The 25786-nt window shown below is 39.7% G+C and carries 23 protein-coding genes and 1 riboswitch; of the genes, 14 read left to right on the top strand and 9 right to left on the bottom strand.

All coding sequences use genetic code 11. From position 1 onward, the window contains the following. Positions 1 to 36 precede the first annotated feature (36 nt). The 3 genes from rnc to D7322_RS11895 all read right to left on the bottom strand — a co-directional run bounded on the left by rnc (position 37) and on the right by D7322_RS11895 (position 2379). Positions 37 to 777, bottom strand: a complete 741-nt coding sequence (rnc, locus tag D7322_RS11905) for a ribonuclease III (protein WP_121124449.1) — start codon at positions 775 to 777, stop codon at positions 37 to 39. A gap of 84 nt (positions 778 to 861) precedes the next feature. Then, entirely contained in the window at positions 862 to 2115 is a 1254-nt protein-coding gene (fabF, locus tag D7322_RS11900; RefSeq protein WP_121124448.1) for a beta-ketoacyl-ACP synthase II, read from the bottom strand. Between the two features lie 27 nt (positions 2116 to 2142). Beyond that, entirely contained in the window at positions 2143 to 2379 is a 237-nt protein-coding gene (locus tag D7322_RS11895) for an acyl carrier protein (RefSeq protein WP_028070665.1), read from the bottom strand. 287 nt (positions 2380 to 2666) lie between these two features. Here D7322_RS11895 and D7322_RS11890 point away from each other — a divergent pair, with 287 nt between their 5' ends. Together D7322_RS11890 and pyk are read left to right on the top strand one after the other, a co-directional pair. Further along, a complete protein-coding gene (locus tag D7322_RS11890) occupies positions 2667 to 3161 on the top strand; it encodes an IPExxxVDY family protein (RefSeq protein WP_245971327.1) in 495 nt (164 codons plus the stop codon). Positions 3162 to 3297: 136 nt separating this feature from the next. After that, positions 3298 to 4725, top strand: coding sequence for a pyruvate kinase (gene pyk, locus D7322_RS11885; RefSeq protein ID WP_121124446.1), 1428 nt, complete (start codon positions 3298 to 3300; stop codon positions 4723 to 4725). A 57-nt stretch (positions 4726 to 4782) separates the two neighbouring features. Here pyk and D7322_RS11880 read toward each other — a convergent pair whose 3' ends face one another. After that, positions 4783 to 5106: a hypothetical protein gene (locus D7322_RS11880; RefSeq protein ID WP_121124445.1), complete on the bottom strand. Its 324-nt coding sequence runs from the start codon at positions 5104 to 5106 to the stop codon at positions 4783 to 4785. A gap of 217 nt (positions 5107 to 5323) precedes the next feature. Here D7322_RS11880 and D7322_RS11875 point away from each other — a divergent pair, with 217 nt between their 5' ends. From D7322_RS11875 to metE, 3 genes are all read left to right on the top strand, one after another. Further along, a complete protein-coding gene (locus D7322_RS11875) occupies positions 5324 to 7153 on the top strand; it encodes a sensor histidine kinase (protein ID WP_121124444.1) in 1830 nt (609 codons plus the stop codon). A 54-nt stretch (positions 7154 to 7207) separates the two neighbouring features. Continuing rightward, on the top strand, positions 7208 to 7897 hold the full coding sequence (locus D7322_RS11870) for a response regulator transcription factor (protein ID WP_108636230.1): 690 nt from the start codon (positions 7208 to 7210) through the stop codon (positions 7895 to 7897). Between the two features lie 152 nt (positions 7898 to 8049). Then, a riboswitch (SAM riboswitch) is annotated at positions 8050 to 8153 on the top strand. A gap of 75 nt (positions 8154 to 8228) precedes the next feature. Further along, positions 8229 to 10541, top strand: coding sequence for a 5-methyltetrahydropteroyltriglutamate--homocysteine S-methyltransferase (metE, locus tag D7322_RS11865; protein WP_121124443.1), 2313 nt, complete (start codon positions 8229 to 8231; stop codon positions 10539 to 10541). Positions 10542 to 10632: 91 nt separating this feature from the next. Here metE and D7322_RS11860 read toward each other — a convergent pair whose 3' ends face one another. Further along, complete coding sequence (locus D7322_RS11860; RefSeq protein WP_121124442.1) at positions 10633 to 11139, bottom strand: tetratricopeptide repeat protein; 507 nt, start codon at positions 11137 to 11139, stop codon at positions 10633 to 10635. 420 nt (positions 11140 to 11559) lie between these two features. Here D7322_RS11860 and D7322_RS11855 point away from each other — a divergent pair, with 420 nt between their 5' ends. Next, a complete protein-coding gene (locus D7322_RS11855) occupies positions 11560 to 12147 on the top strand; it encodes a helix-turn-helix domain-containing protein (protein ID WP_121124441.1) in 588 nt (195 codons plus the stop codon). Positions 12148 to 12286: 139 nt separating this feature from the next. Here the strand turns inward: D7322_RS11855 and D7322_RS11850 are convergent, their stop codons facing one another. Beyond that, positions 12287 to 12646 (bottom strand): hypothetical protein, encoded by a 360-nt coding sequence (locus D7322_RS11850; protein ID WP_121124440.1) that lies wholly within the window; start codon positions 12644 to 12646, stop codon positions 12287 to 12289. Between the two features lie 182 nt (positions 12647 to 12828). Here D7322_RS11850 and D7322_RS11845 point away from each other — a divergent pair, with 182 nt between their 5' ends. Beyond that, the gene (locus tag D7322_RS11845) at positions 12829 to 13224 is read left to right on the top strand and encodes a single-stranded DNA-binding protein (protein ID WP_121124439.1); all 396 of its coding nucleotides are present in this window, start codon (positions 12829 to 12831) and stop codon (positions 13222 to 13224) included. A 63-nt stretch (positions 13225 to 13287) separates the two neighbouring features. On the opposite strand, the gene D7322_RS11840 is transcribed toward D7322_RS11845, so the two are convergent. The 3 genes from D7322_RS11840 to D7322_RS11830 form a co-directional block, all read right to left on the bottom strand. After that, positions 13288 to 13686: a hypothetical protein gene (locus D7322_RS11840; RefSeq protein ID WP_146191128.1), complete on the bottom strand. Its 399-nt coding sequence runs from the start codon at positions 13684 to 13686 to the stop codon at positions 13288 to 13290. A gap of 286 nt (positions 13687 to 13972) precedes the next feature. Next, complete coding sequence (locus tag D7322_RS11835) at positions 13973 to 14314, bottom strand: hypothetical protein (protein ID WP_147430385.1); 342 nt, start codon at positions 14312 to 14314, stop codon at positions 13973 to 13975. 59 nt (positions 14315 to 14373) lie between these two features. Further along, positions 14374 to 15033, bottom strand: coding sequence for a helix-turn-helix domain-containing protein (locus D7322_RS11830; RefSeq protein WP_121124437.1), 660 nt, complete (start codon positions 15031 to 15033; stop codon positions 14374 to 14376). 91 nt (positions 15034 to 15124) lie between these two features. Here D7322_RS11830 and D7322_RS11825 point away from each other — a divergent pair, with 91 nt between their 5' ends. The 7 genes from D7322_RS11825 (at position 15125) to D7322_RS11795 (ending at position 25726) form a co-directional block, all read left to right on the top strand. After that, on the top strand, positions 15125 to 15514 hold the full coding sequence (locus tag D7322_RS11825) for a YbjN domain-containing protein (RefSeq protein WP_121124436.1): 390 nt from the start codon (positions 15125 to 15127) through the stop codon (positions 15512 to 15514). Between the two features lie 4 nt (positions 15515 to 15518). Next, complete coding sequence (locus D7322_RS11820; protein ID WP_121124435.1) at positions 15519 to 16226, top strand: PspA/IM30 family protein; 708 nt, start codon at positions 15519 to 15521, stop codon at positions 16224 to 16226. Then, positions 16213 to 16407, top strand: a complete 195-nt coding sequence (locus tag D7322_RS11815; RefSeq protein WP_183078687.1) for a DUF4177 domain-containing protein — start codon at positions 16213 to 16215, stop codon at positions 16405 to 16407. The genes D7322_RS11820 and D7322_RS11815 overlap by 14 nt, the downstream gene beginning before the upstream one ends. Positions 16408 to 16418: 11 nt before the next feature. Beyond that, entirely contained in the window at positions 16419 to 17141 is a 723-nt protein-coding gene (locus tag D7322_RS11810; protein ID WP_121124433.1) for an OB-fold-containig protein, read from the top strand. An 88-nt stretch (positions 17142 to 17229) separates the two neighbouring features. Then, positions 17230 to 19344: a flotillin family protein gene (locus D7322_RS11805; RefSeq protein WP_121124432.1), complete on the top strand. Its 2115-nt coding sequence runs from the start codon at positions 17230 to 17232 to the stop codon at positions 19342 to 19344. An 80-nt stretch (positions 19345 to 19424) separates the two neighbouring features. Then, entirely contained in the window at positions 19425 to 20861 is a 1437-nt protein-coding gene (locus D7322_RS11800) for a serine hydrolase domain-containing protein (RefSeq protein WP_121124431.1), read from the top strand. A gap of 20 nt (positions 20862 to 20881) precedes the next feature. Then, positions 20882 to 25726: a DNA repair ATPase gene (locus tag D7322_RS11795; protein WP_121124430.1), complete on the top strand. Its 4845-nt coding sequence runs from the start codon at positions 20882 to 20884 to the stop codon at positions 25724 to 25726. Positions 25727 to 25786: the final 60 nt, after the last annotated feature.

Genomic DNA, 25786 nt, shown 5'->3' with positions numbered 1-25786 from the left:
TAGCGGGGACTAAATAAATTAAAGAATGAAAATCCTTTATTCTACTTCCAGAATCTTAAGGAATTCGCAGGCTTTTTCCGCAGCTAATTTTTCAGCGGATTTTTTATTAAAATCGCGTCCTAGACCACATACAACCCCATCTACAACAGCTTCGATACTGAACATTTTCGAAGATTCTCCCTCCGGGTTATCCGTTTGTTGGAATAGGATTTCTTTACCCGTATGCTGACACCATTCGATCAACCGGCTTTTGAAATTAGTCTCAGTCTGTTCCAGTAATTGGATATCGACATGTGGTTTAATAATACGGTTCAGGAGAAAGCTTTTTGTAAATACGTAACCTTTGTCGAGATACACGGCACCGATCAACGCTTCAAATGCATCGCCCAACAGCGACCCTTGTTTGTTTGGAAAACTGATCATTCGGGCATCGAACTGTATCATTTCATTGAATCCTAATTTTCTGGAAAGTTGGTTCAGGTTTGCACGACTCACAATTTTGGAACGCATTTCCGTGAGGAAGCCTTCGTCTTTATACGGATATTTCTTGAACAACAGTTCGGCAACGACAGATCCCAAAACAGCATCACCCAAGAATTCCAGGCGCTCGTTGCTGTTTTTAGCCCCTTCTTTGATTGTTATTGCAACAGACTTATGTCTAAATGCCATCTTGTACAGATGCACATTCCCGGGAATAAAACCAAGTAGGTTTTTTAGTTTTCTAACATATTCCCGATCCGGCGAAATATATAACTTGTATATCCTTGAAAAAGGCATCTCATCTAAAAATAAGGCGACAAGTTCTAATTAAAGAACCTGTCGCTAGCTCATATTACCAAACCATGTTTGAAGGATCAAACATTAAGCTTTATATTTTTTTACAATCACGGTAGCATTGTGTCCACCGAATCCAAAGGTGTTACTCAACGCTGCATTAACAATACGTTTTTGCGCTTTGTTGAATGTAAAATTCAGTTTATTATCAATTTCCGGATCATCTGTGAAGTGATTGATTGTCGGTGGGACAATATCATTTTGCACAGCTAAGATTGAAGCAATTGTTTCTATCGCCCCAGCAGCACCCAATAGGTGTCCAGTCATAGATTTTGTTGAACTGATATTCAATTTATATGCGTGTTCACCAAACAGGTCAACAATAGCCTTCGTTTCACTGATATCACCGACAGGTGTAGATGTTCCATGGACATTGATATAATCAATATCTGAAAAATCCATCTCTGCATCGTTGACAGCCATCGTCATTGCCAATTTAGCGCCCAATCCTTCAGGATGCGAGGCTGTGATATGATGTGCATCCGCACTCATGCCACCTCCGGCAATCTCTGCATAGATTTTTGCACCACGTGCTAAGGCATGCTCTAAACTTTCTAAGATTAAGGCACCCGAACCTTCACCCGAAACAAAACCATCTCGGTCTTTATCAAAAGGACGGGAAGCAGTTTTGGGATCATCATTTCTTGTTGACAATGCATGCATTGCGTTGAATCCACCGATTCCAGCCTCATTGACCGTCGCTTCTGATCCACCGGTAACAATCACATCCGCTTTTCCCATACGAATATAGTTAAAAGCATCAATCATTGCGTTGGTGGCAGAGGCACAGGCCGATACTGCCGAAAAGTTAGGACCGCGAAGGCCATGGCGCATTGAAATATGTCCTGGAGCAATATCAACGAGCATCTTAGGAATAAAGAAAGGATTGAAACGTGGTGTTCCATCCCCTTTTGCAAAGTTGGCAACTTCTTCTGTAAAAGTTGTCAGACCGCCTATTCCTGAGCCCCAGATTACTCCGATACGATTTGTATCTAATTTTTCAAAATCTAAGCCAGCATCTTTAATTGCCTCATCAGTAGACGCAATTGCATACTGTACAAAAGGATCGACTTTACGAGCTTCCTTACGATCCATAAAATCATGTGGATCAAACCCCTTTACCTCACACGCAAACTGAGTTTTGAATTTTGACGCATCAAAATGCGTAATAGGAGCAGCTCCGCTTACACCATTTATTAATGCCTCCCAGTATGCTGAGACGGTATTACCAATTGGTGTAAGGGCGCCTAATCCTGTTACTACTACTCTTTTAAGCTCCATTTATTACGATTAGCCTAATTAAATTAGTTAGTTAACGTTTTTTTCTAAATAAGCGATTGCTTGACCAACAGTACCGATAGTCTCTGCTTGATCATCAGGAATAGCAACGTTGAATTCTTTTTCAAACTCCATGATCAACTCAACAGTGTCAAGTGAATCAGCACCTAAATCATTAGTGAATGAAGCTTCTGGTGTTACTTCGTTTTCGTCTACACCTAATTTTTCAACGATAATTGCTTTTACTCTTGAAGCGATATCTGACATGATTTTATAGTTTAATTGTTTAATAAATCTGTGCAAAGAAAAATAAATTTCATCAAAATTCAAACCTAAATTGATATTTAGATGAAAGTCACCGTGTTAGGCGACCGAACTTATTCGCGTCTTATACTAGCTAACCCACTCTATATTAACTTAGTTCAAGTATAACAAAAAATATTTTGTATTCCAAACGCTCAGCTAATTAACTCAAATTTTACACAAAAAGTATATTCCCACCTTAAAATTATTAGTACCTTCGTTAGCATAAGAACATATATTTTAGAAAAAAAGTGGTCAATAAGTTAGTAGCAAGGTTAGACATGGACATGGATGAAGAGTTAGATTTCACCCTACTCGCCATCACCTGCCCGCTCAAAGATTACCGCCTCTGTCACTTTATCAACAAAGTGACAAATCTGGATTTTTCCAGAGGCAAAGAGAGCAAATATGATCATGATGGCCGTCCAAAAAACAAATCCGAAGAAGAGCTTGAATATCATATCATCTTTGATGCAAAGAAAAAAATAAGCTACCACTTCACCGCTTTTCATTACCTCAGTTCCGATTCGGACACAGAATATTTTCTTATCAACAATAAAAGTATCGAGGGAACCTTTTTAATCCCTGAAAACCCCCATTTTGATTTCTTTGTCATCATCAAAAATTACATCTGCGAAGAAGACGTTGAACATATAATCAAAAGGATCAGCAAATTACCGGAGGTAGTCATAGCGAAAGAAATATCACCAAAAATATTGAAATCTAAAGAAAATCTCATATTTTAGCAGACTGTAGGTTAGTGTAGCAAATACACCTAACTTTAAATCTAAATTAATTCGATTTAGTTTTGACAAAACGACAACAATACAGCAGGCTGTTTGTTGTCATAAATGAAGAACATTAAAAAATACAAAATAACAGATGGAAAAAGTTCAAAAAAGGACTAAAATTGTCGCAACATTAGGCCCTGCTTCGGCAGACAAACAAGTTTTGACCAACATGATTGCCAAAGGGGTTGATGTGTGTCGGTTGAATTTCTCTCATGGCAGCCAGGCAGATCACCTTAAGGTAATCGAAACTATAAATGCAATAAATAATGAAACCGGATTCAATGTTGCCATCTTAGCTGACTTACAAGGTCCAAAGATTCGGATCGGAAAGATGAAAGAAGGTGGTGCTGTTCTCGTCAATGGTTCAAAAGTTGAAATCACCACACACGAACTCATTGGAGATGAAAACAGAATCTATATTACATACGAAAACTTTCCAAATGATGTTGAAGCAAACGAAATCATATTACTTGATGACGGAAAACTTCAACTTCGTGTTTTAGAGACCAACCATAAAGACACCGTTACTTGTGAAGTGGTGCATGGAGGCGTTCTTACTTCACGTAAAGGCGTCAACCTGCCAAACACCAAAGTATCTATCCCTTCATTGACTGAAGAAGATTTAGATAACTTAAACTTCGCATTGGATCACGGTGCTGACTGGATTGCCATGTCATTCGTTCGTTCGGCGGAAGATATCGCGCAGTGCAAAAAGATCATTGCTGAAAAAGGAAGTCATGCGCGCGTAATCGCCAAAATAGAGAAACCAGAAGCGATCGAAAACATTGATGCGATCATCGAAGCTACTGACGCTATCATGGTCGCTCGTGGAGATCTTGGTGTTGAACTTCCTATGGAAGAGGTACCAGGACTTCAAAAGATCATTGTCCAAAAATGTAGGGACCTTTCAAAACCTGTAATTATCGCTACTCAAATGTTGGAAAGCATGATTACCACACCTCGTCCTACTCGTGCTGAAGTAAATGATGTTGCCAATTCAGTATTGGACGGTGCAGATGCAGTGATGTTAAGTGGTGAGACTTCAGTTGGTGAATTCCCGGAAATCGTGATCGAAACAATGAGTAAGATTATTATCCACGTGGAACAAACTTCTTATCCTTATTATAATGAGAAAGTTAGTGAGATACACGACGGAACGCTTATTCCAGACGCAATTTGCGCCTCTTCAGTATATCTGGCTCAAAAAACAAATGCCTCTGCAATTGCCGTGCTGACATCTTCCGGTGCAACAGCATTTGAAATCACAAGTTACAGACCAAATGTGGACATCCTGGTATTTACAGGTACAAAGACATTATTGAGACAATTGAGCTTGCTTTGGGGCGTAAAAACATTTATTTACGACAAATTCGAAAGTACAGATGGTTCTATCCATGATGTCAATAGATTTATCGTCAAAAACAACTACGTTCAACCGGGATCGATCATCATCAATACGGCGTCCACTCCGTTAATCGAAAAAGGTAAAACAAATACGATCCGTGTTTCTCAGCTGTAAGAAATAGGAGCAAAAAAAAAGAAGAGCATCCGTGTTGAAACGGATGCTCTTCTTTTTTTATTTCTTAGGGTATAGGGAGTCTATCTTTAATTTGAAATCTTTCACTTTCAAACTATCTTCCAATAATTTAAACCGTAATGTATCCTCGGATGATTTCCTTCTTTTTGGTAATTTTTCCGTTCCCGGCATGGGGGCCAAACTATCCAGGTTTTTGGATCTCTTGACGGGCATATTATACTTAGCTGATGTGGTATCTAATCCAAGGACTGGCATCCGGGATTGTTTATCCTGCAATAAGGGCCGATGCTCTTTGGGTCTGATCTGGCCAAAGGCAATTCCAACCGTAAAAGATAATGCCAATGATAATACGTAAGCTTTCATAACATAATCTATTTTAACTTCTAATTTACAACAACATAACCAAGATTTAAAGCAATTGCTGTTAAACATTGTTAAAACAGCGTCAAAACAAGTTAGCATCTTTATATTTGTAACAATTCAAGTAAAGTGGAAGATGGAAGGCAAGAATGGCACAGAAAGCCAGTGTATAATGAGTGCATGATTCGCTTGAGATTATACCTTTTCAAAATATGATTTAATGAAGAAAAATAGCATTGTATTAATCATTGGACTAATGTCTTTGGCGCTAATCGGGGTATTGGCCATGCAATTCTATTTCCTGCGGGATTCCTATCGTCAAAAATCACAGCTTTTTGATGAATCTGTCAATGCTGCGCTTACGGCTGTTGCAGGAAAACTCGAACGCCGTGAGGTCGTGGATTTCGCGAAAGTACAACAGGAGCGTAATATCGAAAAATCCAAACAGGAACAAGCGAAACAACGTCAGTTAACTGAACAGCTTAGGCTCCAAACTCAAATTGAAGAGCTCCGTGGCAAATTAGATCAGGTCTATCAAAAATATAAAATACGAGAAGACAAATTAAAGGCACTTTACCCCAATGTAGTCAATATTGAAAACTGGTTTTATGAAACCTATATCAGAAGACCACAATATCAGGATCTCGTTGAGATCAATATTATCAAAACCCCGACAAATAGCATGTATTATCAGGAAGACGTCATTGTGTCAGCAACAAAGACTATTCCGCGTATAGAAGCAAAGGATGATAGCACTCGATTTTTGATTATCCATTTTGACGACTACAAAAGACTGATAGGAAGAGATTTATTTGTCCTCCCCCCAAGATCAGATCCAAAATTAGCCCGGAAGATTTTCGAACTCGAAACGAAACTAAATAAATTATCCCGGCAAAATGCCCGGTATGAATTCAACGTCTACGACTCCGTTGCAATGCTCGGTGGTAAAAAGGCTGATTACATCGAAGATGTCGCTATTGGGATGGAGCTTGCCAAAAGACCGCTAAAAGACCGGCTAAACGTCATTATTGTTCAGGAACTCTTAAAAGAAGAACTGGCACAACGTGAGATCAAAGCGCCGTTTAATATCGAAATATGGAGCACAAGCAACATCTTGCTGAACAATATTCTGAATGAAGCCGAATTAAACAGCCCTATAAATACCACAAAGTACTCAACTGCTCTTTTTAAAGGTGACATCGGTGCTGCACCAGGAAAACTGACCATATACTTTCCGAATAAAAAGGCGATTATTGCGGACAACATGGGGTATTTGTTACTGCCCATGCTCGCGCTCCTATTTCTATTGGTCGGATGTTTTGCGTATACGCTTATTATTATCTTCAGGCAAAAGAAAGTATCTGAAATGAAAACCGACTTCATAAACAACATGACACATGAGTTCAAAACTCCCGTGGCTACGATTATGATCGCCAGCGAATCACTCAAGGATCCGGACATCAATGCAGACCATAAACGTGTACAGAAATTGGCCAATATCATTTATGATGAGAATGTTCGTCTCGGAAATCATATTGAAAGGGTACTGGATTTGGCAAAACTTGAAAAAGAAACATTGAAACTTGACCGCGAAGATGTTCATATCAACGACCTTGTCGCCGCTGTTACCGACAGTATGCAGCTTCGGATGCAGAACATTGGCGGAAAATTCAGTGTCGATCTCGCTGCAACAAAGGATATTGTTGTCGGGGATGAACTGCATTTCTCCAATGTATTTTACAACTTAATGGACAATGCAATTAAGTACAGCAAAGGAGATCTACATGTAAATATCAGTTCTAAAAATATTGGCGACAATATTGTTATCACCATTGCCGACAATGGAATCGGGATGAGCCGGGATCATTTACAAAAGATATTTGATCAGTTTTATCGTATTCCCACCGGAAATGTCCACAATGTCAAAGGCTTTGGCTTAGGCTTAAGTTATGTACAGGATATATTGAGAAGACTTAATGGAAGAATCACTGTAAAAAGTGAAAAAGATAAGGGCACAACCTTTGAGGTAATTTTGCCCATAAAAAAATAACACGTTCCTTTTTTGTATATTCAGGGAACATTAGTGAAAATTAATAGATTCATTATGCAAAAGATATTATTAGCAGAAGATGATCCCAATTTGGGGGATCTTTTAAAGGATTATCTCGAATTAAAGGGAAAATTTGACGTCACGCTCTGTATAGACGGGGATGAAGCCATTTCCCAATTCAAAAAAAATGATTACGACTTATGCATTTTCGATGTCATGATGCCTAAAAAAGACGGTTTTACCGTAGGCCGCGAAATCAGAAAAACAAATAGCACTGTACCGATCATCTTCGCCACCGCAAAGGGGATGATGGAAGACAAGACTGAGGCGTTTGAATTAGGTGGAGATGATTATATTACCAAGCCGTTCCGTGTTGAGGAGTTACTGCTTCGGATTAATGCCCTTCTGAAACGTAGCGTAAGAGACAAAGAAGATGAAGTGGTTGCAGACAAATTTGAAATTGGAGATTACTTCTTTGATTATACAAGTCAGCAGATTTCCTACAAGGGCCAAACGCAAAAATTATCAACAAAAGAGGCCGAGTTGCTTCGTTTACTTTGTTTAAAAAAGAATGATGTATTGACCCGTGAAGAAGCCTTATTAAAAATATGGCATGACGACAATTATTTCACCGGCAGAAGTATGGATGTATTTCTCAGCAAACTTCGCAAATATCTAAAAGAAGATAACAAGGTAGAAATTGTCAATGTGCACGGGAAAGGATACAAACTTCTGGTAAGCTAAAAGCATAGCGGGTGAGATTCAATTGAACAATTTCACCCTGCTTTCCAATGAAAAGAAAGAAATAAAACATTTCTATTCTTAGTAGATTATAAAAAATACATGCTCTTTTATAAAAAATTTGCATGTCAAAAAAAAATGTGCTAACTTAGCGTCGCTTATAGAGAAAGGCAGAGGGAATAGACCCGATGAAGCCTTAGCAACCTGTCCCTTGACAAGGTGCTAAATTCTACCCTACTTGACATGGGAATGATAAGCCGAAGTCACCGAATTCTAGTGTGTCCTTCTCTCTAGCAAGAAATATAGTTGAAAAAGAAATATTAAAAACATTATTATGTTATTGACTAACAATTTAGGTTACCCTCGTGTGGGCGCGTTCCGCGAATTGAAAAAAGCCAATGAGGCCTATTGGGCTAAAAAATCTTCTGTTGAGGAATTATTGGACACAGCAAAAAAAATTCGTGAAGGCAATTGGAAAACACAAAAAGATGCTGGAATAGATTTGATCCCTTCCAACGACTTCTCTTTTTACGATCAAGTATTGGATTTAACCCTTACTGTTGGTGCTATTCCTGCTCGTTATCATTCTTTGTTGAATAAAGTAGACAACAACTACAGCTTAGACTTATATTTTGCAATGGCGCGCGGTTTCCAGCAAGAAGGAATTGACGTGACTGCAATGGAGATGACCAAGTGGTTGGATACCAACTACCACTATATGGTTCCTGAATTCACAAAAGATCAAGAGTTTAAATTGACTTCTGAGAAATTCCTGAATGAATACAACGAAGCAAAATCATTGGGTATTGAGACAAAACCTGCTTTATTAGGCCCAATCACTTACCTTTTGATCGGTAAAGAAAAAGAAGCTGGTTTCGACCGTATCGACCTATTGGACAAATTAGTTCCTGTATATGAGCAAATCTTGTCTAAATTGGCAGAAGCTGGAGCACAATATGTTCAGATCGACGAGCCTTTCTTGGCTTTAGATTTAGATGCAAAAGTAAAAGCATTATACCAACCTACGTTCGAGAAATTGGCTGCTGCTGCCAAAAACATCAAATTGATTGCGACAACTTACTTCGAAGCTTTAAAAGACAACGAAGATATCGCGGTTAACTTACCGATCCATACATTACACTTGGATTTAGTACGTGGAGAAAACCAATTGGATACCGTTTTAGCTAAAGTTCCAGCTTCATTGACATTATCTTTAGGTATTGTTGAAGGCCGTAACATCTGGAAAAACGATTACGAAAAATCATTGGTTAAAATCAAACAAGCAGTTGATGCACTAGGCAAAGACCGCGTTTGGATTGCTCCTTCTTCCTCTTTATTGCACGTCCCTTTTGATTTGGACAATGAGCACAATGAGCAATCATTACCTGCTGAAGTGAAAAACTGGTTAGCGTTCGCTAAACAAAAATTAGCGGAGGTAAAAGACCTTGCAGTTTTAGCAGAAGGTGAAGTTGATGCCGAAACAGCAAAACGTTTTGAAGCAAACAAAGCTGCAGCTGAAAGCCGCCGTACTTCTCCATTGATCCACAAACCAGATGTAAAAGAACGCACAAGCAACATTACTGATGATGATGCAAAACGTACATCAGTTTTTGCTGACCGTAAAGCAGCACAACAAGCGAAATTCAACTTGCCAGCATTCCCTACCACAACGATCGGTTCATTTCCGCAAACGAAAGATGTGCGTAAATGGAGAGCCGATCTGAAAAAAGGAGCGATCACACAAGAAGAATACGATAAAGCAATTGCTGAAGAAACCGAAAACACAATCCGTCTTCAAGAGCAATTGGATATCGACGTATTGGTTCACGGCGAGTTCGAACGTAATGACATGGTTGAATACTTCGGTGAGCAATTGGCGGGATATGCATTCACTCAAAACGGTTGGGTACAATCTTACGGTTCACGCTGTGTGAAACCTCCAATTATCTACGGAGATGTATATCGTCCACAAGATATGACTGTACGTTGGTCTTCTTACGCGCAATCATTGACTAACCGTCCGGTTAAAGGTATGTTGACTGGCCCTGTTACCATCTTACAATGGTCTTTCGTACGTAACGACCAACCACGTTCAACAACGACTTACCAAATTGCATTAGCGATCCTGGATGAGGTACAAGCGTTGGAAAAAGCAGGTATCAAAATCATTCAGATCGATGAGCCAGCTATCCGCGAGGGTTTGCCATTGCGCAAAGCAGATCAAAAAGATTACCTGAACTGGGCGGTACGTGCATTCCGTGTTTCTTCATCCAATGTAGAAGATGATACGCAGATCCACACACACATGTGTTATTCTGAGTTCAACAATGTGATCGAAGATATCGCAGCAATGGATGCTGACGTTATCACGATCGAGACTTCACGTTCACAAATGAAATTATTGAATGCATTTGCCGGTGATTTCAAATACCCGAACGATATCGGTCCGGGTGTATACGATATCCATTCACCGCGTGTACCAAGCAAAGACGAGATGGTAGACTTATTGCGCAAAGCAAAAGCAGTAGTTCCTGCGGAACAACTTTGGGTTAACCCTGACTGTGGTTTGAAGACACGTGCTTGGCCTGAAACCAAAGCCGCTTTAGAATCAATGGTTGATGCTGCAAAAATCTTAAGAGCAGAATAATTCTTAAACTATATTGATAAAAGCCCAAGATGAGAATTCATCTTGGGCTTATTTTTTGAGCATTTTATTCGAAATCAAGCATCTCCGTCAGTTATTTACCTCGCTTTTTGCTTGTCTTGATCATTTCCTGTTTTCCTTTAATCCGATCTTCGACAGACTTTATGACCGTGGACAGATCGCTGTCCAGGTTATCCAACTTAGCCATTTTGAGGATTTTTAAAGCCTTTTTGTATTTCTTTAATTTCTCAAGCAGCAACACCTTCTTAATCCAGATCGCTGTCAGGGACATACCGGGCAATGTCAATGCATATTTGATGGTTTTCTTTGCTGCTTCGTAATCGCCCATGTCTATTAAGGTCTGTATAAAATAAGGATACACCTCCAAAGCATGCACATTATGGCTGAGAGCTTCCTGAAAATATTTCTTTGCCTGTTCATAATCAAACAGCTGCTCCGCATAGACCCGCCCCATTAGGCACAATGCCATCGTATTGGATTCATCGTATGACAAGGCATAGGATAAGGATTCTAGCGTATCCTCCAGATAATATGGATAATTATCCAAGGCCTGGAGAACATATTTATTCACTGAATTCATCGTTTTTTTAAAACATTACATGAGTATTGAGCTTCTTGCGGCTACCTCTAGCCACACAGATGCCATTTCCTTTTATCGGTTAGATCATCTCAAATGATCGCGTGGCAATACAGACATCACAATCCGATGTCATATACAAATGCCAAAAGTGGCCCAGAAAAGAAGATTAAGAGAGTGCGGTATTCCGGAGAATATGCCCAAGACTCTTCTTTAAGGACGAAGCTGGGGTTTTTAGTATAGCAAACATATTCTTCCGTTTTTTATTTTATATTAATACCTTATTGTGCTGCAAAGATTCAAAATATTTATCAAATTACAAAATATTTGACTATTAACAACTTACAAATACGCAATATCATTGGCATATTATTGTCATATCGTTTTTTTTAAAATCATAAACCTTTTAGTCATTTTCGTTTCATGGAAAATAAAACAGTAAATCAACTCATCAAACAAGCTAGAAAGCTCAGAGGACTGACACAACAGGATCTCGCCAATCAAGCCGGTCTATCTTTAAGAACAGTACAACGAATCGAAAAGGGGACAGAAGAGATCAGTGGTTTCAGTTTAAGACAAATCAGTCAGATTTTAGAAATTCCTTTAGAACAATTAATTATGCCAAATGTAAATCAAATCAGTATCGACAACAATCAAAGCGGAAGCATAAAGGCTCTTTATCTAGCTTCTCTAACTTTCTTAGTCAACCCGCTATTGGGCTTATTGGTTCCAGCCATTATGGGCTACACCAAGCAAAATAAAGACGCCCAATACAGCAAGCATCTAAAAAAGATCATCATCATACATGCAACAGGTCTTTTACTTCTCGGCGCCTTTATAAGCTATCTCTTGGCAGCAAAATTTTTCCATATTCGACAGCCCTTGTATTTGAATTACATCTTTAAAAGCTGGTTTTTTCTGCTAATCCCCGTATGCTATTATGGCGTGATTATCATTTTCACAGTGATAAACTATTTTCGAATTAAAGGATCCGATGCAAGTCAAGATTAACTGATAGTCAGCTTGCGCAAATCGAAATTCATGATCCGTGCAAGCTGAAAATACAGCTGTATGAATAGATTTTATAAGTCAGAAGGACTCTTTCTTCCAAAAGAGACAATAGAAGAAAGAAACCGTAAATTGAGTCTTATCATGGCTTCTTTTGGACAATCAATACCCAGTCATTTTCTAGCATGAGGTAGCCCATCTCATAGATAAATTTATAGGTTTGCCCTTTATTATTAGCAAATGTATGCGTGTGGAATTTGAAATCAAAACCCAGTCTTTTTAATTTTTCCCCTTGTACCTTTGTCATCCCCTTCTCCTCCCCTTCCAGCACATCCGCCAAAATACGCCGGTTTTTACGCAATATATTATTCACATTCCGGATCAGATTGGTCTGATCGCTATTCAATTTATTGTTGTAAGCATTTCGACAGGAGTCATCGCAAAAGCGCTTATCCGATCTTCCCCGTATATTTTTCCCACATTCCAAACAAACTTTTTCCATAGTATACAATATGAAAGTTAAACGACAACAAACGGTTACAACCGACTATAGTCGAATACAAATGGTAAACAGACGATTATTATTCTTTGTCCTTTTCATCTTTGCTCAAGGTCATTCCACATCAATTGTTATGGCCAGTAACTAAAATAAGAATTATTAGAAACATTTAAAAATTAGACAAAATGAGCACATTACGTAACAAAGTACAATTAATTGGTCATTTAGGAAATGATCCTGTCATCAAAACCACTTCAACTGGGATAAATTACACTATTTTACGACTTGCCACAAATGATCTTTTCAAAAACAAAGCCGGAGAATGGGTCGAGGAAGTACAATGGCATACACTCGTCGTATGGGGCAAGCAAAACAATGCCATTGAACGGAAATGTAGCCGCGGGACCAAACTCATGGTTGAAGGGAAACTAACCTATCGTAACTACGAAAATGCTGATGGAGCGAAAAGATATATTACTGAAATCAAGGTTGACAGCTTTTTGATTCTATCAGATCAAAACCGCTCAAACGAGGATATTCCGGTACCACAAGAGGAGGATGAGGAAGATCTTCCATTCTAATTTAAGACAGAAAAAAAGCAGGACTTTTATACAAAGCCCTGCTTTTTATTTTTATCAAAAAAACTATTTCGCTGCACTAGCAGTTAGCTCCGCTGCTAGCTTCTGAGCATACTCCGACCATAACTTCGCATCTTCCGGAGTTAATTTAGTAAGAGCGGTAGCAGTTTTTGTAGCCCACTCCTGTTGTTTTCCGGCTAACTCCTGAATTTTAGTTGCATCTCCGCTTTTTGCAGCAGCCACATATTCATTCACATATTTTGTGTAATCGTCTGCCAGCTGCTGTGCTTCCGGAGAACTAAACTTCGGCACCTCAGTAGTCGTTGTTGTCTCAGTCGTTGTTGTTTGGGCAACACCACCTTGTGTATCAGTCGTTGTGACCGTATCCTTTGTTTCTACTTTTTTGCTATCTGCATTATTACAAGAAACAAGGAAAAGTGCAGCAATTGCTGCAGATAATACCATTTTTTTCATTTGTATAAATTTGTTTTTAAATTGCGATGAAGCTATCAAATTTATTCATCGCTCAGAGAAGTTGAATAAAGCATGATAGTTTCACGAAACGAATAAGTTTATAATAAATTAAAATTATTTACCAACTTAAATTTGGATTATTTTAATTTATAATCCAAATATATTTTTTCACAAAAACAAATAAGTATTAAAAAACTTCCGTTTTTCTCTTTTCCATACGTCTAAATTAAAATATCCAATGACTGAAACAATCTCTGATTGTAACAAAACCATGGCATTAATCAGGATTCTGGCTTCTCCAATTTGCCAGAGAAAGATATTCCCCAGAAACGATATCCATAATCTGAATATTCTTACAATCACTTTTATTCAAGTAGAAATGATAATAAGGTTCGAATCTCTCCTCATTATTATACCCAACGGTAAGAGAATACAGTTCCGTTCCATCCTGTTTCAAACTATCGATGATAAACGATATATTAGCTTTGTGATCAGTCAAGCTATCCAGATTTCTTTTGCTTTCTTCAACCTCTTTGAGAGCAAGGATTACTTTCATGGCCTTTTCCGTTGAACAACCAACTTTCTCGTCGATCTTATCTGAGGTTTCAATTTTTTCCACGGTTGGTTTTCCAGGAGCCCGGTCGCTTTTCGGATTATCGGAGGTATTGCTTTGACAGCCTATATCCGTTCAAATTTACCGTACAATTTCCAAAAGTTTCCTTTCTCGGCCAATATAAAGTCAACTTTTTTCCAGGCGTTTAACACCAGGCTTATTTCTGTTTCTGCCATGGAATATTTTCCGATAAAGAATTCCTCGGCTGAAAAACACAGACCAAAGGCATTGTTTAACGTATGCAAGCTTTCTATGTCAATTTCTTCAAAAAACAGAATCGACTGTGCTGTTGCAGTGAAATCGCCCGGTACCGGTATAGCATCCATATACTCCATCGCAATAAAACGACTGCGGCTTTGCAGCGGAAACTCAATTACCGGAAGTTCATTTAATTTTGACACATAAGTACAGGCATCTAACAACGCTTCACGTTCCAACAACGGGACCTGTGCCAATCGCTTCTCCCCTACTGCAGGCGTATCAGGCTGAAAATAATCGTTAAAATTGAGAATCTCATTAACAGAAAGATTTTTTTCAATCAGATGCTGCACAGGAATGCCAAAATAATTTGCAATCTTCAAGACAATCTCTATTTTTGGTTCGGCACGCAACTCTTCGTAAGATGAAATATTCCCTCTAGTGAGATTAAAAACATCTCCAAAAGCCTGCTGACTCAATCCTTTCACCTTTCTCAGCTTTTTAATATTATTCCCGACGTTACTCATTTTAAAAAAAAATTAATTTTTTCTTGCAAAATATTTTTGCAATTCACTATCTTTATGCAAAGAATATGTGCAATATATAAAAAACTTGATTATGTACTTCTCAAAAATTGAAAATTATATCGCCAATATCGGTTATAACATTACCCATAAGGATGAAAAAGAAGGTGTTTTTGTGATCGAAAATGAAGATGATGGTATCCGCAATCTCATTGTGGGGATTGCACAGCCTGTCGTAATTTTCGAGCAGTATTTATTTACCATCAACAACGAAAACATGGATATGTTCAAATCGTTACTTATCAAAAATAGAGATATTATCCATGGCGGGTTTGCTTTGACAGAGGATGGCAGAAAAGTCATATTCCGATATACGCTGCAGCTACATAATCTCGATCAGAATGAATTTGATGCCGCCATCAATTCGCTCAGTCTTTTGATCAGCGAGTATTATAATCAGTTAATTAGTTTTTCAAAATTATAGAATAATGAATATTTTTAAGAGAATTTTCAGAATCGGTCAAGCAGAAATCCACGCTGTAGTGGATAAAATGGAAGACCCCATCAAAATGACGGAACAAGGTATCCGTGAGATGAAAGAAGACCTGGAGCAGTCGTTAGAAGCGTATGCAAAAGTAAAGGCCTTGGCCATACGTACACAGAATAACTGTGAAAAGAAAAAAGAAGAAGCCAATGAATTTGAAAACAAAGCTATTTTATTATTGCAGAAGGCTCAAAAAGGGGAACTTTCTGCTGAAAAAGCAGAAAGTCTAGCTAAAGAGGCCTTACTACTGAAAAAGCAATTGTTGATCGAAGCCACTGAGCTGGAAAAACAGGCGACAATTCATCAGAGTTCTGCAGAGGAGTTGCACAAGAATGTAGATATACTTAAATTCAATATATCTAAATGGGAAAGTGAATTATCAACCTTGAAAGCAAGAGTTAAAGTATCCAATGCGGCAAAAATGGTCAACCGACAACTAGCCAACATTGACTCCAACAGTACCATTTCCATGCTGGAGCGCATGAAAGAAAAGGTCGAAGAGGACGAGGCTCTCGCCAAAGCTTATGGTGAGATCGCAATGGGCAACAAAAGCAAAGTAGATGAAATTAATGAATCCATTGGTGGTTCGGATTCCGTCAACAGAGAACTGGAAGAATTAAAAAGAAAATTAAATGGCGATGCGGAGATTTGAGTATAAAACCGTTAAAATCGAGCCCAAAGGTTTCTGGGGAACCAAATTGGATCCGGAGAAAATCGACGAGATTCTTAACGACTTAGGAAATCAGGGCTGGGAATTGGTCGCAATGCAGGATCTTGAACTCAATGGTAGCTCATGGTCTTTTCATTACACCTTCAAAAGAGAAAAAATTTAAAAGAAAACACGATGACAGAATTAATCAATATCTTATTCAACCCATTATCAAATGGTATCATGACTGTCCTGACAGGCCTGTCTGTAGTGTATTGGTTATTTATGTTCCTTATGGGCGATGGCTTACATCTATTTGATGCGGATGCCGATGTGGATTTACACCCTACCCCCGACGTCAGCGACGTAGATGGCTCACATGATATTGATGCCGACGGGCCCGATCATCCACACCAGCATACAGACTCCGATACACATTCCGAACCGGGCTTTTTTGCGAAAGCTATGGATTATATCAACGTTGGTAAAGTTCCGATTATGCTTATTGTAACCATGTTTAAGTTTATTGGCTGGGTGATCACCATTGTATCCTCATTATTTATTGATGTCGCTTCCTGGGGGATAAAATCTGTATTGATCCTAATTCCTGTTTTCATCGTTACGTTTTTCTTTATGCATTTTCTGACCAAACCCTTAGCAAGAATGTTCAAGAATATTGGCTACAATGGCGAAGAAAGCCATGATTTCCTTGGTCGCATGGGCAAAATGCGCGCAAGCATTGAAGGTAAAAAAATTGGTTCTGCTGAATTTATCATCCAGCAGGATCCAATTCGTCTCAATGTCGTGAGCCATAATGGCGAAAAGATTGGTTATGGGGATGATGTCATTATCGTGGACGAATCCAAGGACAAGAAATATTATTATGTCACAAAGGAAATCACCATAGACAATATTTAAAATTGATGCGCAAAACAGAATCGCCTTGTCAACCATAAGCTTGCGCAAGCAAAATCTAAATACAAAAATCTAAATAAATACTAATCATATGCTATATCAACCTCTTTTATTTTTAAGCGGCTTAAACGGAATTATATTGCTGATTGTCGGTTTAGCTGTCTTTTTAATCTTTGCATTCTTTGTTGTACTGAGTGCCTTCTATAAAAAAATTCCGCAAGGAAAGGCGATTGTCCGAACAGGTGTTGGTGGGACAAAAGTCGCCTTCAACAAGGGTATGTATGTGGTCCCGGTTTTCCACAAGATGGAGATCATGGACATCTCCATCAAAAAAATTGAGATTGCCCGTATGCAAGGCGAAGGACTGATCTGTAAAGACAATATCCGTGCTGATATTAAGGTGGCCTTCTTTGTCCGTGTCAACAAAAATGTGGACGATGTGATCAATGTTGCCCAGAATCTGGGTTGTGACCGTGCCAGCGAACCCGAAACTTTAAAGAGCATTTTTGAATCCAAATTTTCTGAAGCGCTCAAGACTGTAGGTAAGAAATTTGATTTCATCGAATTGTATGAAGCCCGGCGAGAGTTTCGCGATGAAATCCTCGACATCATTGGCACAGACCTGAACGGTTATATCCTTGATGACTGTGCAATTGACTATCTGGAGCAGACAGATATCGAACATTTGAATCCCAGCAATATCCTGGATAGTGAAGGTATCAAGAAAATCACTGAACTGACAGCAAAACAAAATATTAATGCCAACTTTATCCGTCGAGACGAAGAGAAATTGATCAAAAAGCAAAACGTCGAAGCTCGCGAAGCGATTTTAGAATTGGATCGTCAGCTTGCTGAAAAAGAAGAAAAGCAAAAGCGTGAAATTGATAATATCAAAGCCCGTGAAGAAGCAGAGATCGCAAAGGTACGTGAAGAAGAGCGTTTGAAATATGAAAGCGTCCGCATTTCGACCGAAGAGCAACTGGCCGTACAGGAAGAAAATAAACTACGTCAGATAATCATTGCCGAGAAGAACAAGCAGCGTACAGATGCTGTGGAAGCAGAACGTGTGGAAAAAGACCGCGCGCTGGAACAAACCGAACGTGAGCGTATAGTCACTTTGGCTCAGATTGACAAAGAACGTTCGATTGAGACAGAAAAGAAAAGTATCCAGGGGGTGATCAAAGAACGCGTCCAATTGGAAAAAGGTGTTATTGAGGAACAACAAGGAGTCAAAGATATTGAAGTATTCCGCGAAGTAGAACGGAAGAAACAAGCGGGCGTTATCGCAGCATCACAAGAAGCCGAAGAGAAATTAATTTCTACAGTTAAAGCCGCTGAAGCAGCAAAAATTGCGGCAGAACAAGAGGCTGAGAAAAAAGTAATCGACGCTGAAGCAGCACGTAAGATCGCTGAAAAACGTGCACAGGAATTATTAATAGACGCCGAAGCGAAAAAAGAAGCGTCCCTCAAAGAGGCTGAAAGCCGTAAGATCATAGCCGAAGCGCAGGCGAAAGAAGAAGCCGCAATAGGTTTATCGGAAGCCGAAGTAATGGTTGCAAAAGCCGAAGCCGAAGAAAAGCAAGGTACTGTACAGGCCACTGTGATCGAGAAAAAAGCCGAGGCCATGCGCAAAGAAGGTTTAGCACAGGCAGAAGTTGTTCGTGAAAAAGCACTTGCGGAGGCAAAAGGTATCGAAGAGAAAGCCGAGGCCATGAAAAAACTGGATGGTGTGGGTAAAGACCACGAGGAGTTCAAATTACAGTTACAGAAAGAACGTGACATCGAACTTGCACAGATCAACATCCAAAAAGATATTGCCCAAGCACAGGCTGGGGTATTGTCCGAAGCACTTAAAACAGCGAAGATTGACATTGTCGGCGGTGAAACAATGTTCTTCGAAAACATTGTACGTCAGGTGTCCAACGCCAAAGGTTTTGACCAGCTGATTGACAATTCCAAACATGCGACTGATATTAAGAATTCACTATTGGGCCCGGACGGAAAAGGTGATCTCGCTGAAAAAGTGCGTGGACTCGCAGATAAATATGGCATCTCATCCAATGATATCAAGAACTTAACAGTTTCTGCAGCCTTGATCAAATTACAGCAGGCAGCCACAGATGCCGAGAACGGTGAAGATGCAGGTTTTATCAATTCCCTGTTTGGATTGGCAAAAAACTTAGGCATTTCCAATAAAAAGCTGTAACCACATCCATTATCTTGAGCCTTGGAAAGATTCAAATCTTAACAGGCTCAAGATAATATCTTAAAAACCAAAGCAATCACATGATACGTTTTACCCTTTTTTCTGTTTTCCTGTGCTTAAACACCCTGTCTCTAACGGCCCAGACGGTTCAGCAACGATTGGATTCACTATTCCAGTCCTTGAATCAAGACGGTGAATTGAGTGGAGCATTCTTGGTAGTCGACAGTGGTAAAGTTGTTTTTGAAAAATATATGGGTTTCGAAACCGCAGAGAAGGGAAAAAAGATAACTAACAACAGTCGTTTTGAACTCGCTTCAGTCAGCAAGCAGTTTACGGCGATGGCCATTATGCAATTGGAAGAACAGGGCAAGCTCTCCTATGAGGATGATATTACCACATATTTCCCGCATATAAAATTCAAAAATGTCCGTATCAAAAATCTATTGCGTCATACCTCGGGAATTCCAGATTTTTTTGGTTTTCCAGAAAAATGGTTTGATACTAAGAAAATAAATAATGATAGAGATATACTCAAAACTCTTGAAGAACGAATAGATTCCGCTGAATTCATGCCCGGCGAACGATGTTCTTATTCAAACACAAATTACCTGCTGTTAGCTTTGATTGTAGAAAAAGTAGCGGGCCAATCTTTCGCAACATATATGCGACAACATATATTCAAGCCAGCTGGAATGAAAAATACAGCTGTATTTTCGGCTCGCTCTCCCAATGCTGATTTAAAAAACTATGCAAAGGGAATGATCTATAATATTCAGACTAAAAGCTTTATAGACGTAGATGATTTTGAAACATACAAATATGCTACGTATTTTGATGGAGTCAGTGGTCCATATGGAATAAGTAGTACAACGGAGGATCTACTAAAGTGGAACCGGGCCCTTCAGAATTTCACCCTATTAAAACGAAATAATTTTATAAAAGCCATTTCTACCGACACACTTACGAATGGAAAACTAATTAGTAAACATCAGATGTATCAGGGATTTGGCTGGGAGTTTACAGATAGTACCAATAATGAAAATAAAATGCATTTTCATACAGGAAGCTATCCTGGATATCAAAGTATATTTGTAAGAAATCCAGAAAATCAACGGTGTTTTATGGCTTTAATTAATAAGCCAAATACTATAGGTGTCTTTCCCCTAACTATGGCTATAGTGGCAATTCTCGAGAAGAACGATGTTATTCCCTCGATAGAAAGGGAAAGATTTACCGGAAATATTACGCTCGTTGAATTCCAATTAAATCAGCTCCTAGGCACCTATAGCTGTAACCAACAGCCGGAACTAGAATATAAGATTATAATGGATAAAGATGAAGGCTTACAAGCTAAGTTATCCGGACAGCAAGCCGTCAAAGTATACGCTAAAAGCGATTTAGAGTTATTTTATACGGCTGTGCAAGCCGAGCTGAAATTCAGCAAAGAAAATGATCAGATCACAGCGCTGACGCTGTATCAAAATGGTCAGGAATTAAAATTCAATAAAGTTAAATAAGTCAAGAACTAGCGGAACTTATGCCAGAAGAAAACGTAATAAATCAGAACGACAGCCTTGACCAAGGTGCATATGAAATTATCCGAAAGCGACTTCTTACACAAAAAGAAGAACTAGCGAACAAGCTCCAGCAGTTGAATGAAGCCCGGAAAGAAGTCTTCAATTCAACGAGCTTTGTCCTCAAAGCCAATCAACGGATCACCACAGAAAACAACTGTGTTGCCCGCGGCATTCTGGCCTTGGATAATCAATGTATTTTTGGATATAACGTGCATTTTGGACTGCGTACCGAGATCAAGCTGGAAGATGTTTTCAGTGTTTATGCATTTGAGAATAATCAATTTATTCCGCAGTCCCTCGACCTGATCAACGATCAAAATTTCATCTCAGATTATCAAAACCTATACAAATACTATAGGGACTCCATATTCTCCAAATTTCGTAGGACAGAGAACTATTTGTACATGATCTTTCAGACCAGCAAAAATCCCGCTGACCTCAAAGCATTCAAATGGCTAATCAAAGATGGTAAGCTCCAGTATCAGGATGACCGCAGCATCCACGAAGTCAAATTGCCCAACCAATTTGAATTTGACTGGACGAAAACCACGCTCGAAGACCGTCGGCTCGGAAAGTATCCCCATATATCCATCATGGATAAGATCTTTATTGAGGCGATCAATGGCGATATCACCTTCAAGATCGAAAACAATACAGACAGCGGCAAAGGGATCTATTCCGAAAAAGTCATCAATGCCGACCAACAATTGGACGATGCCGATTATTACTACGCGGATCTCGGAAACCTTATTGCGGTACGTATCAAGCCGTACCAGGAAGATTTCAGGGCCTTCGTCTACAACCAGCGGACAAAGGAAGTCGTCAATCTAAAATCACTGAATGAATCAGCAATATTGTTACCGGACAATCAAGGGATTATTTTTTCCAATGGATACTACTTACAAAATGGCACACATAAGGTTTTTGACGCCCAGTTTGAACAGGTATCATTCCTACGCAGGATAGCCTCCCCAAATGGCGAAGATTTTCTGTATATATTCTGTCAGGAGGAAACCAATACCTATATCCTACTGTCCTATAACATTATTCAGCAGCATGTTGAGACCCCGATTATCTGCAACGGATTTACCCTGTTCAAAGATGGAAGCCTAATTTATTTCCGTACCGAGGCGGAAGCCACCAGACACCATCAGGTGCAGATCTGGGAAACACCTTATATGGCCATGCTCAAAGAAAATGAGCAGAAAAAAGATGATCCCCTTTATAAAGTGGGCAATAAACAGATCGTGCAGGCGATGGCCGAGGCGCAGGAGGTTATACAACTGATCAACAAAGAGGACAGCTACGAAGGTTTATACGAAGATATCCTCAAAAAGTCCACGGTTTTATTGGATTCTTATTTCTGGATCAAAGATGACGCCTTATCAAATCTTGGCCAGCCATTAACACAGATCAAGGAAGTCGCCAATACCGCTATCGATGAGTTTGTCAAAGTACAGGCACAACGCAAACATGCCGCAGAATTAAATCTAGCAGCAGAAAAGAAGATGGAAGGACTCACCTTCACCATCAATAGTACCGTTGTGGACAAACTCGATCAGCTCGTCCATCAATTGGCCGATGCTCGCCGTATTCAGGGTGAAATCATCGACCTTAAAAATGTAAAATATATTGATACGGTCAGGATAGATAGTCTATTGGAAAAACTGCAGCGTATCACCTCCGAACTGGCTGAAAAAACCATTGCTTTCCTCCTACGCGATGAAGCCCTGCTTCCTTACGAACAAAAGGTGGAACAGCAGAAGAAAAATGTGGAGGCCATCGTGAAGGTCTATGATGCCAAAGCAATCGAGGAAGCCAATTCAGCCATTTCAAGCGAACTGGAACTATTGATTGATATCCTCAATAGTCTAAAAATTGACGACTCCACACAGACAACCAAAATCATTGAGAAGATTTCGGTTATTTTCTCCTCATTAAATGAGGTTCGCGCACAGCTTACGCGAAAACTCAATTCATTAAAAAGTACAGAAGCGATAGCGGAATTCTCAGCACAGCTGACTCTGTTGGAGCAATCCGTGACCAACTACCTCGAACTGTCAACGACAACCGAAAAGGTAGACGAATATTACACAAAAGTCATTGTTCAACTGGAGGAACTTGAAAGTAAATTTTCTGAATTTGAAGATTTTGCTTTAAAGATCGCGGACAAACGTGATGAGGTTATCAAGGCTTTTAATTCTCGCAGGGAACAAATTGTTGAACAGATCAACAAGCGTACGTCCTCGCTCGAACAGATCGGTCTTCGTGTATTAAAGAACATTGAGAACAAATCCAAGACATTTGCAACACGGGAAGAGATCCTCAGCTTCTTTGCCTCGGATCTGATGATCGACAAGATCAGACAGTTGGTACAGGAGCTAAAAACACTGCAGGATGTCTCAAAAGCAGAAAACCTTGAAAATCTGTTAAAGAAATCACAGGAAGATGCCTTACGGGTTTTACGCGATAAAAATGATCTCTTTGTAGATGGCGAAAATATCATTGCACTGGGCAAGCATAAGTTTGCGGTCAATAGTCAATCCCTCAGCCTTACCTTGCTGCGCAGAAATGATGAACTGTATTTCCACCTGACTGGGACAAGTTTCTATCAAAAGGTGCAGACCGAGGAAATCAACAGTTTTAAGGACATCTGGGATCAGGAACTTGTCTCTGAAAATAAGGAAGTCTATCGTGCAGAATACCTCGCCTACAAAGCATTCCTTGCTTCGAAAGGACAACAAGATTTTGATGCCTCCTCATTTATCACACAGACTGTGGAGCAAAGTTATTCGGAAGGCTATGTCAAGGGAGTTCACAATGTGGATGCACTGTTGATCTATGATACGGTCAAACAGTTGGATACTAAATTGGATCTGCTTCGCTATGATCCCTTATTGCGTACGATGGCTCAGTTATTTTGGCAATCTCTTTCGGATGATCAACGGGCAAAGCAGCTGGCACTGATACACTCGACTTACACGATATTAAAAACGTTTCCAAATTCAAATCGTTATCAGTCTGTCATTGATGAACTGACCAAGTTATTCAATGCATGGGAGACACATTTGGATCGCTCCACCATTCATGGCCGTGACCTCGCGACTTACCTTTTTCAGACGTTTACAAGCTACAATACCTTTGTCGTCAGTGAACAATCCGATGAACTGAAAAAGGCTTTTATTCGATTGCTGGAATCCAAGAAAAGTTTCAAGCTATTTGAAGCGGATATTCAGAATGAGCAATTTAGCCTGGCAGATCGTTTTTACCTGACTTTGAACTGGCTCAATTCCTTTGTAGACGAGCATCCGGAATATCTTACGCTACGCAAATATATTGAGGAAGCAGCCATCATGTTGCTTTATCCGACCCATACGTATCACCTGATCATCGCAAAAGACCAGGCACATATCAGCGGATTAAAAGGCAACCATCCAATCCTGAACAATGGAGAGGAGTATATCCAATATCACGAATTTTTAGCACGTCTGGCGCAATTCGCTGATTATAATGTACCCCGTTTTGTGGCATTCTCCACATTGAAGGAACAGCTTGCGAAGTCCTATGCCAAAGAACTAAAGATCGGTGAGTTTGAGCCCAAAGTACTGACTTCCTTTGTCCGTAATAAGCTGATCAATGAAGTTTACTTCCCATTGATCGGAAACAACCTCGCCAAACAGCTGGGAGCCGCAGGCGACAACAAGCGTACGGCCCGTATGGGAATGCTTCTATTAATCTCGCCTCCGGGTTACGGTAAGACCACCTTAATGGAATATCTTGCCAAAACGATGGGCTTACATTTCGTCAAAATCAATGGCCCGACCATTGGTCATTCGATTACATCCATTGACCCGATTGAAGCGAAAACATCCGGAGAACGGGAAGAACTCAAAAAGATCAATCTTGCATTTGAGATGGCTGACAATGTCATGCTGTATCTGGACGATATCCAGCACTTAAACCCGGAGTTTTTACAGAAGTTTATTTCCCTAGCCGATGGTCAACGTAAGATTGATGGTATTTTTGAGGGCGAGAGCAAGACCTATGACCTCCGTGGCAAGCGCTTCTGCATCGTGATGGCTGGAAACCCATACACAGAGAGCGGCTCTAAGTTTCAGATCCCCGACATGCTTGCCAACCGGGCCGATGTGTACAATCTCGGCGATGTGATCGGTGATACCGAAGCATTATTCAACCTCAGTCTGATCGAAAATGCGGCAATTGAAAACAGCTACCTCGAAAAGATTGCAAGCAAATCGTTTAATGACTTTTATGCCCTGGTCAATTATGCGCAGTCTGTTATGGATCAACTGCCCGATTTAGAGGGCAACTATCTGAAACAGGATATTGATGACTTTATAGCGGTGCTGCGACATGTACTGAAAATCAGAAATGTCGTGATCAAGGTCAATCAGAATTATATTCAGAGTGCAGCGATGCAGGATAATTACCGTACCGAACCACCATTCAAAATGCAGGGATCCTATCGGAATATGAGCAAGCTGGTGGCGCAGGTGGTACCGATGATGAATGAGCAGGAAATTGATCAGGTTCTTCTCGCGCACTATGAGAGCGAATCGCAGACACTGACAGCGGATACTGAAAGTAACCTCTTAAAACTAAAAGAGCTTGCCGAGCTGTTAAATCCTGTTGAACAGGAACGTTGGGAAACGATCAAGGAAATCTTCCGCAAGAACAATAAACATGGTGGACTGGCCAAAGACGATAAAGTATTCGGTCAGCTACTGGACTTCAATGAAAATCTGGAAGGTATTATTCAGGCAATTCGGGAGTATAGGAATTAAAACTTTTTACTGCTATTCCAGCTGACTTTCTTGTTTGTTCAGCTGGGATAGCAGTATTTT

It is taken from the genome of Sphingobacterium puteale (genome assembly GCF_003627955.1).
In the GTDB taxonomy this organism is placed as follows: Bacteria; Bacteroidota; Bacteroidia; order Sphingobacteriales; family Sphingobacteriaceae; genus Sphingobacterium; species Sphingobacterium puteale.
The sequence above is the reverse complement of the archived record's forward strand: the minus strand, read 5'-3'. Positions and strand labels throughout refer to the sequence as shown.

Coding starts and splice junctions, on each gene's coding strand:
- D7322_RS11815 (WP_183078687.1), top strand. CDS start 16,213: ATGCGGAGATTTGAGTATAAAACCGTTAAAATCGAGCCCAAAGGTTTC.
- D7322_RS11870 (WP_108636230.1), top strand. CDS start 7,208: ATGCAAAAGATATTATTAGCAGAAGATGATCCCAATTTGGGGGATCTT.
- D7322_RS11845 (WP_121124439.1), top strand. CDS start 12,829: ATGAGCACATTACGTAACAAAGTACAATTAATTGGTCATTTAGGAAAT.
- D7322_RS11860 (WP_121124442.1), bottom strand. CDS start 11,139: ATGAATTCAGTGAATAAATATGTTCTCCAGGCCTTGGATAATTATCCA.
- D7322_RS11875 (WP_121124444.1), top strand. CDS start 5,324: ATGAAGAAAAATAGCATTGTATTAATCATTGGACTAATGTCTTTGGCG.
- D7322_RS11810 (WP_121124433.1), top strand. CDS start 16,419: ATGACAGAATTAATCAATATCTTATTCAACCCATTATCAAATGGTATC.
- D7322_RS11855 (WP_121124441.1), top strand. CDS start 11,560: ATGGAAAATAAAACAGTAAATCAACTCATCAAACAAGCTAGAAAGCTC.
- D7322_RS11825 (WP_121124436.1), top strand. CDS start 15,125: ATGTACTTCTCAAAAATTGAAAATTATATCGCCAATATCGGTTATAAC.
- rnc (WP_121124449.1), bottom strand. CDS start 777: ATGCCTTTTTCAAGGATATACAAGTTATATATTTCGCCGGATCGGGAA.
- D7322_RS11840 (WP_146191128.1), bottom strand. CDS start 13,686: ATGGTATTATCTGCAGCAATTGCTGCACTTTTCCTTGTTTCTTGTAAT.
- D7322_RS11880 (WP_121124445.1), bottom strand. CDS start 5,106: ATGAAAGCTTACGTATTATCATTGGCATTATCTTTTACGGTTGGAATT.
- pyk (WP_121124446.1), top strand. CDS start 3,298: ATGGAAAAAGTTCAAAAAAGGACTAAAATTGTCGCAACATTAGGCCCT.
- D7322_RS11820 (WP_121124435.1), top strand. CDS start 15,519: ATGAATATTTTTAAGAGAATTTTCAGAATCGGTCAAGCAGAAATCCAC.
- D7322_RS11800 (WP_121124431.1), top strand. CDS start 19,425: ATGATACGTTTTACCCTTTTTTCTGTTTTCCTGTGCTTAAACACCCTG.
- D7322_RS11895 (WP_028070665.1), bottom strand. CDS start 2,379: ATGTCAGATATCGCTTCAAGAGTAAAAGCAATTATCGTTGAAAAATTA.
- D7322_RS11850 (WP_121124440.1), bottom strand. CDS start 12,646: ATGGAAAAAGTTTGTTTGGAATGTGGGAAAAATATACGGGGAAGATCG.
- D7322_RS11795 (WP_121124430.1), top strand. CDS start 20,882: ATGCCAGAAGAAAACGTAATAAATCAGAACGACAGCCTTGACCAAGGT.
- metE (WP_121124443.1), top strand. CDS start 8,229: ATGTTATTGACTAACAATTTAGGTTACCCTCGTGTGGGCGCGTTCCGC.
- D7322_RS11805 (WP_121124432.1), top strand. CDS start 17,230: ATGCTATATCAACCTCTTTTATTTTTAAGCGGCTTAAACGGAATTATA.
- fabF (WP_121124448.1), bottom strand. CDS start 2,115: ATGGAGCTTAAAAGAGTAGTAGTAACAGGATTAGGCGCCCTTACACCA.
- D7322_RS11830 (WP_121124437.1), bottom strand. CDS start 15,033: ATGAGTAACGTCGGGAATAATATTAAAAAGCTGAGAAAGGTGAAAGGA.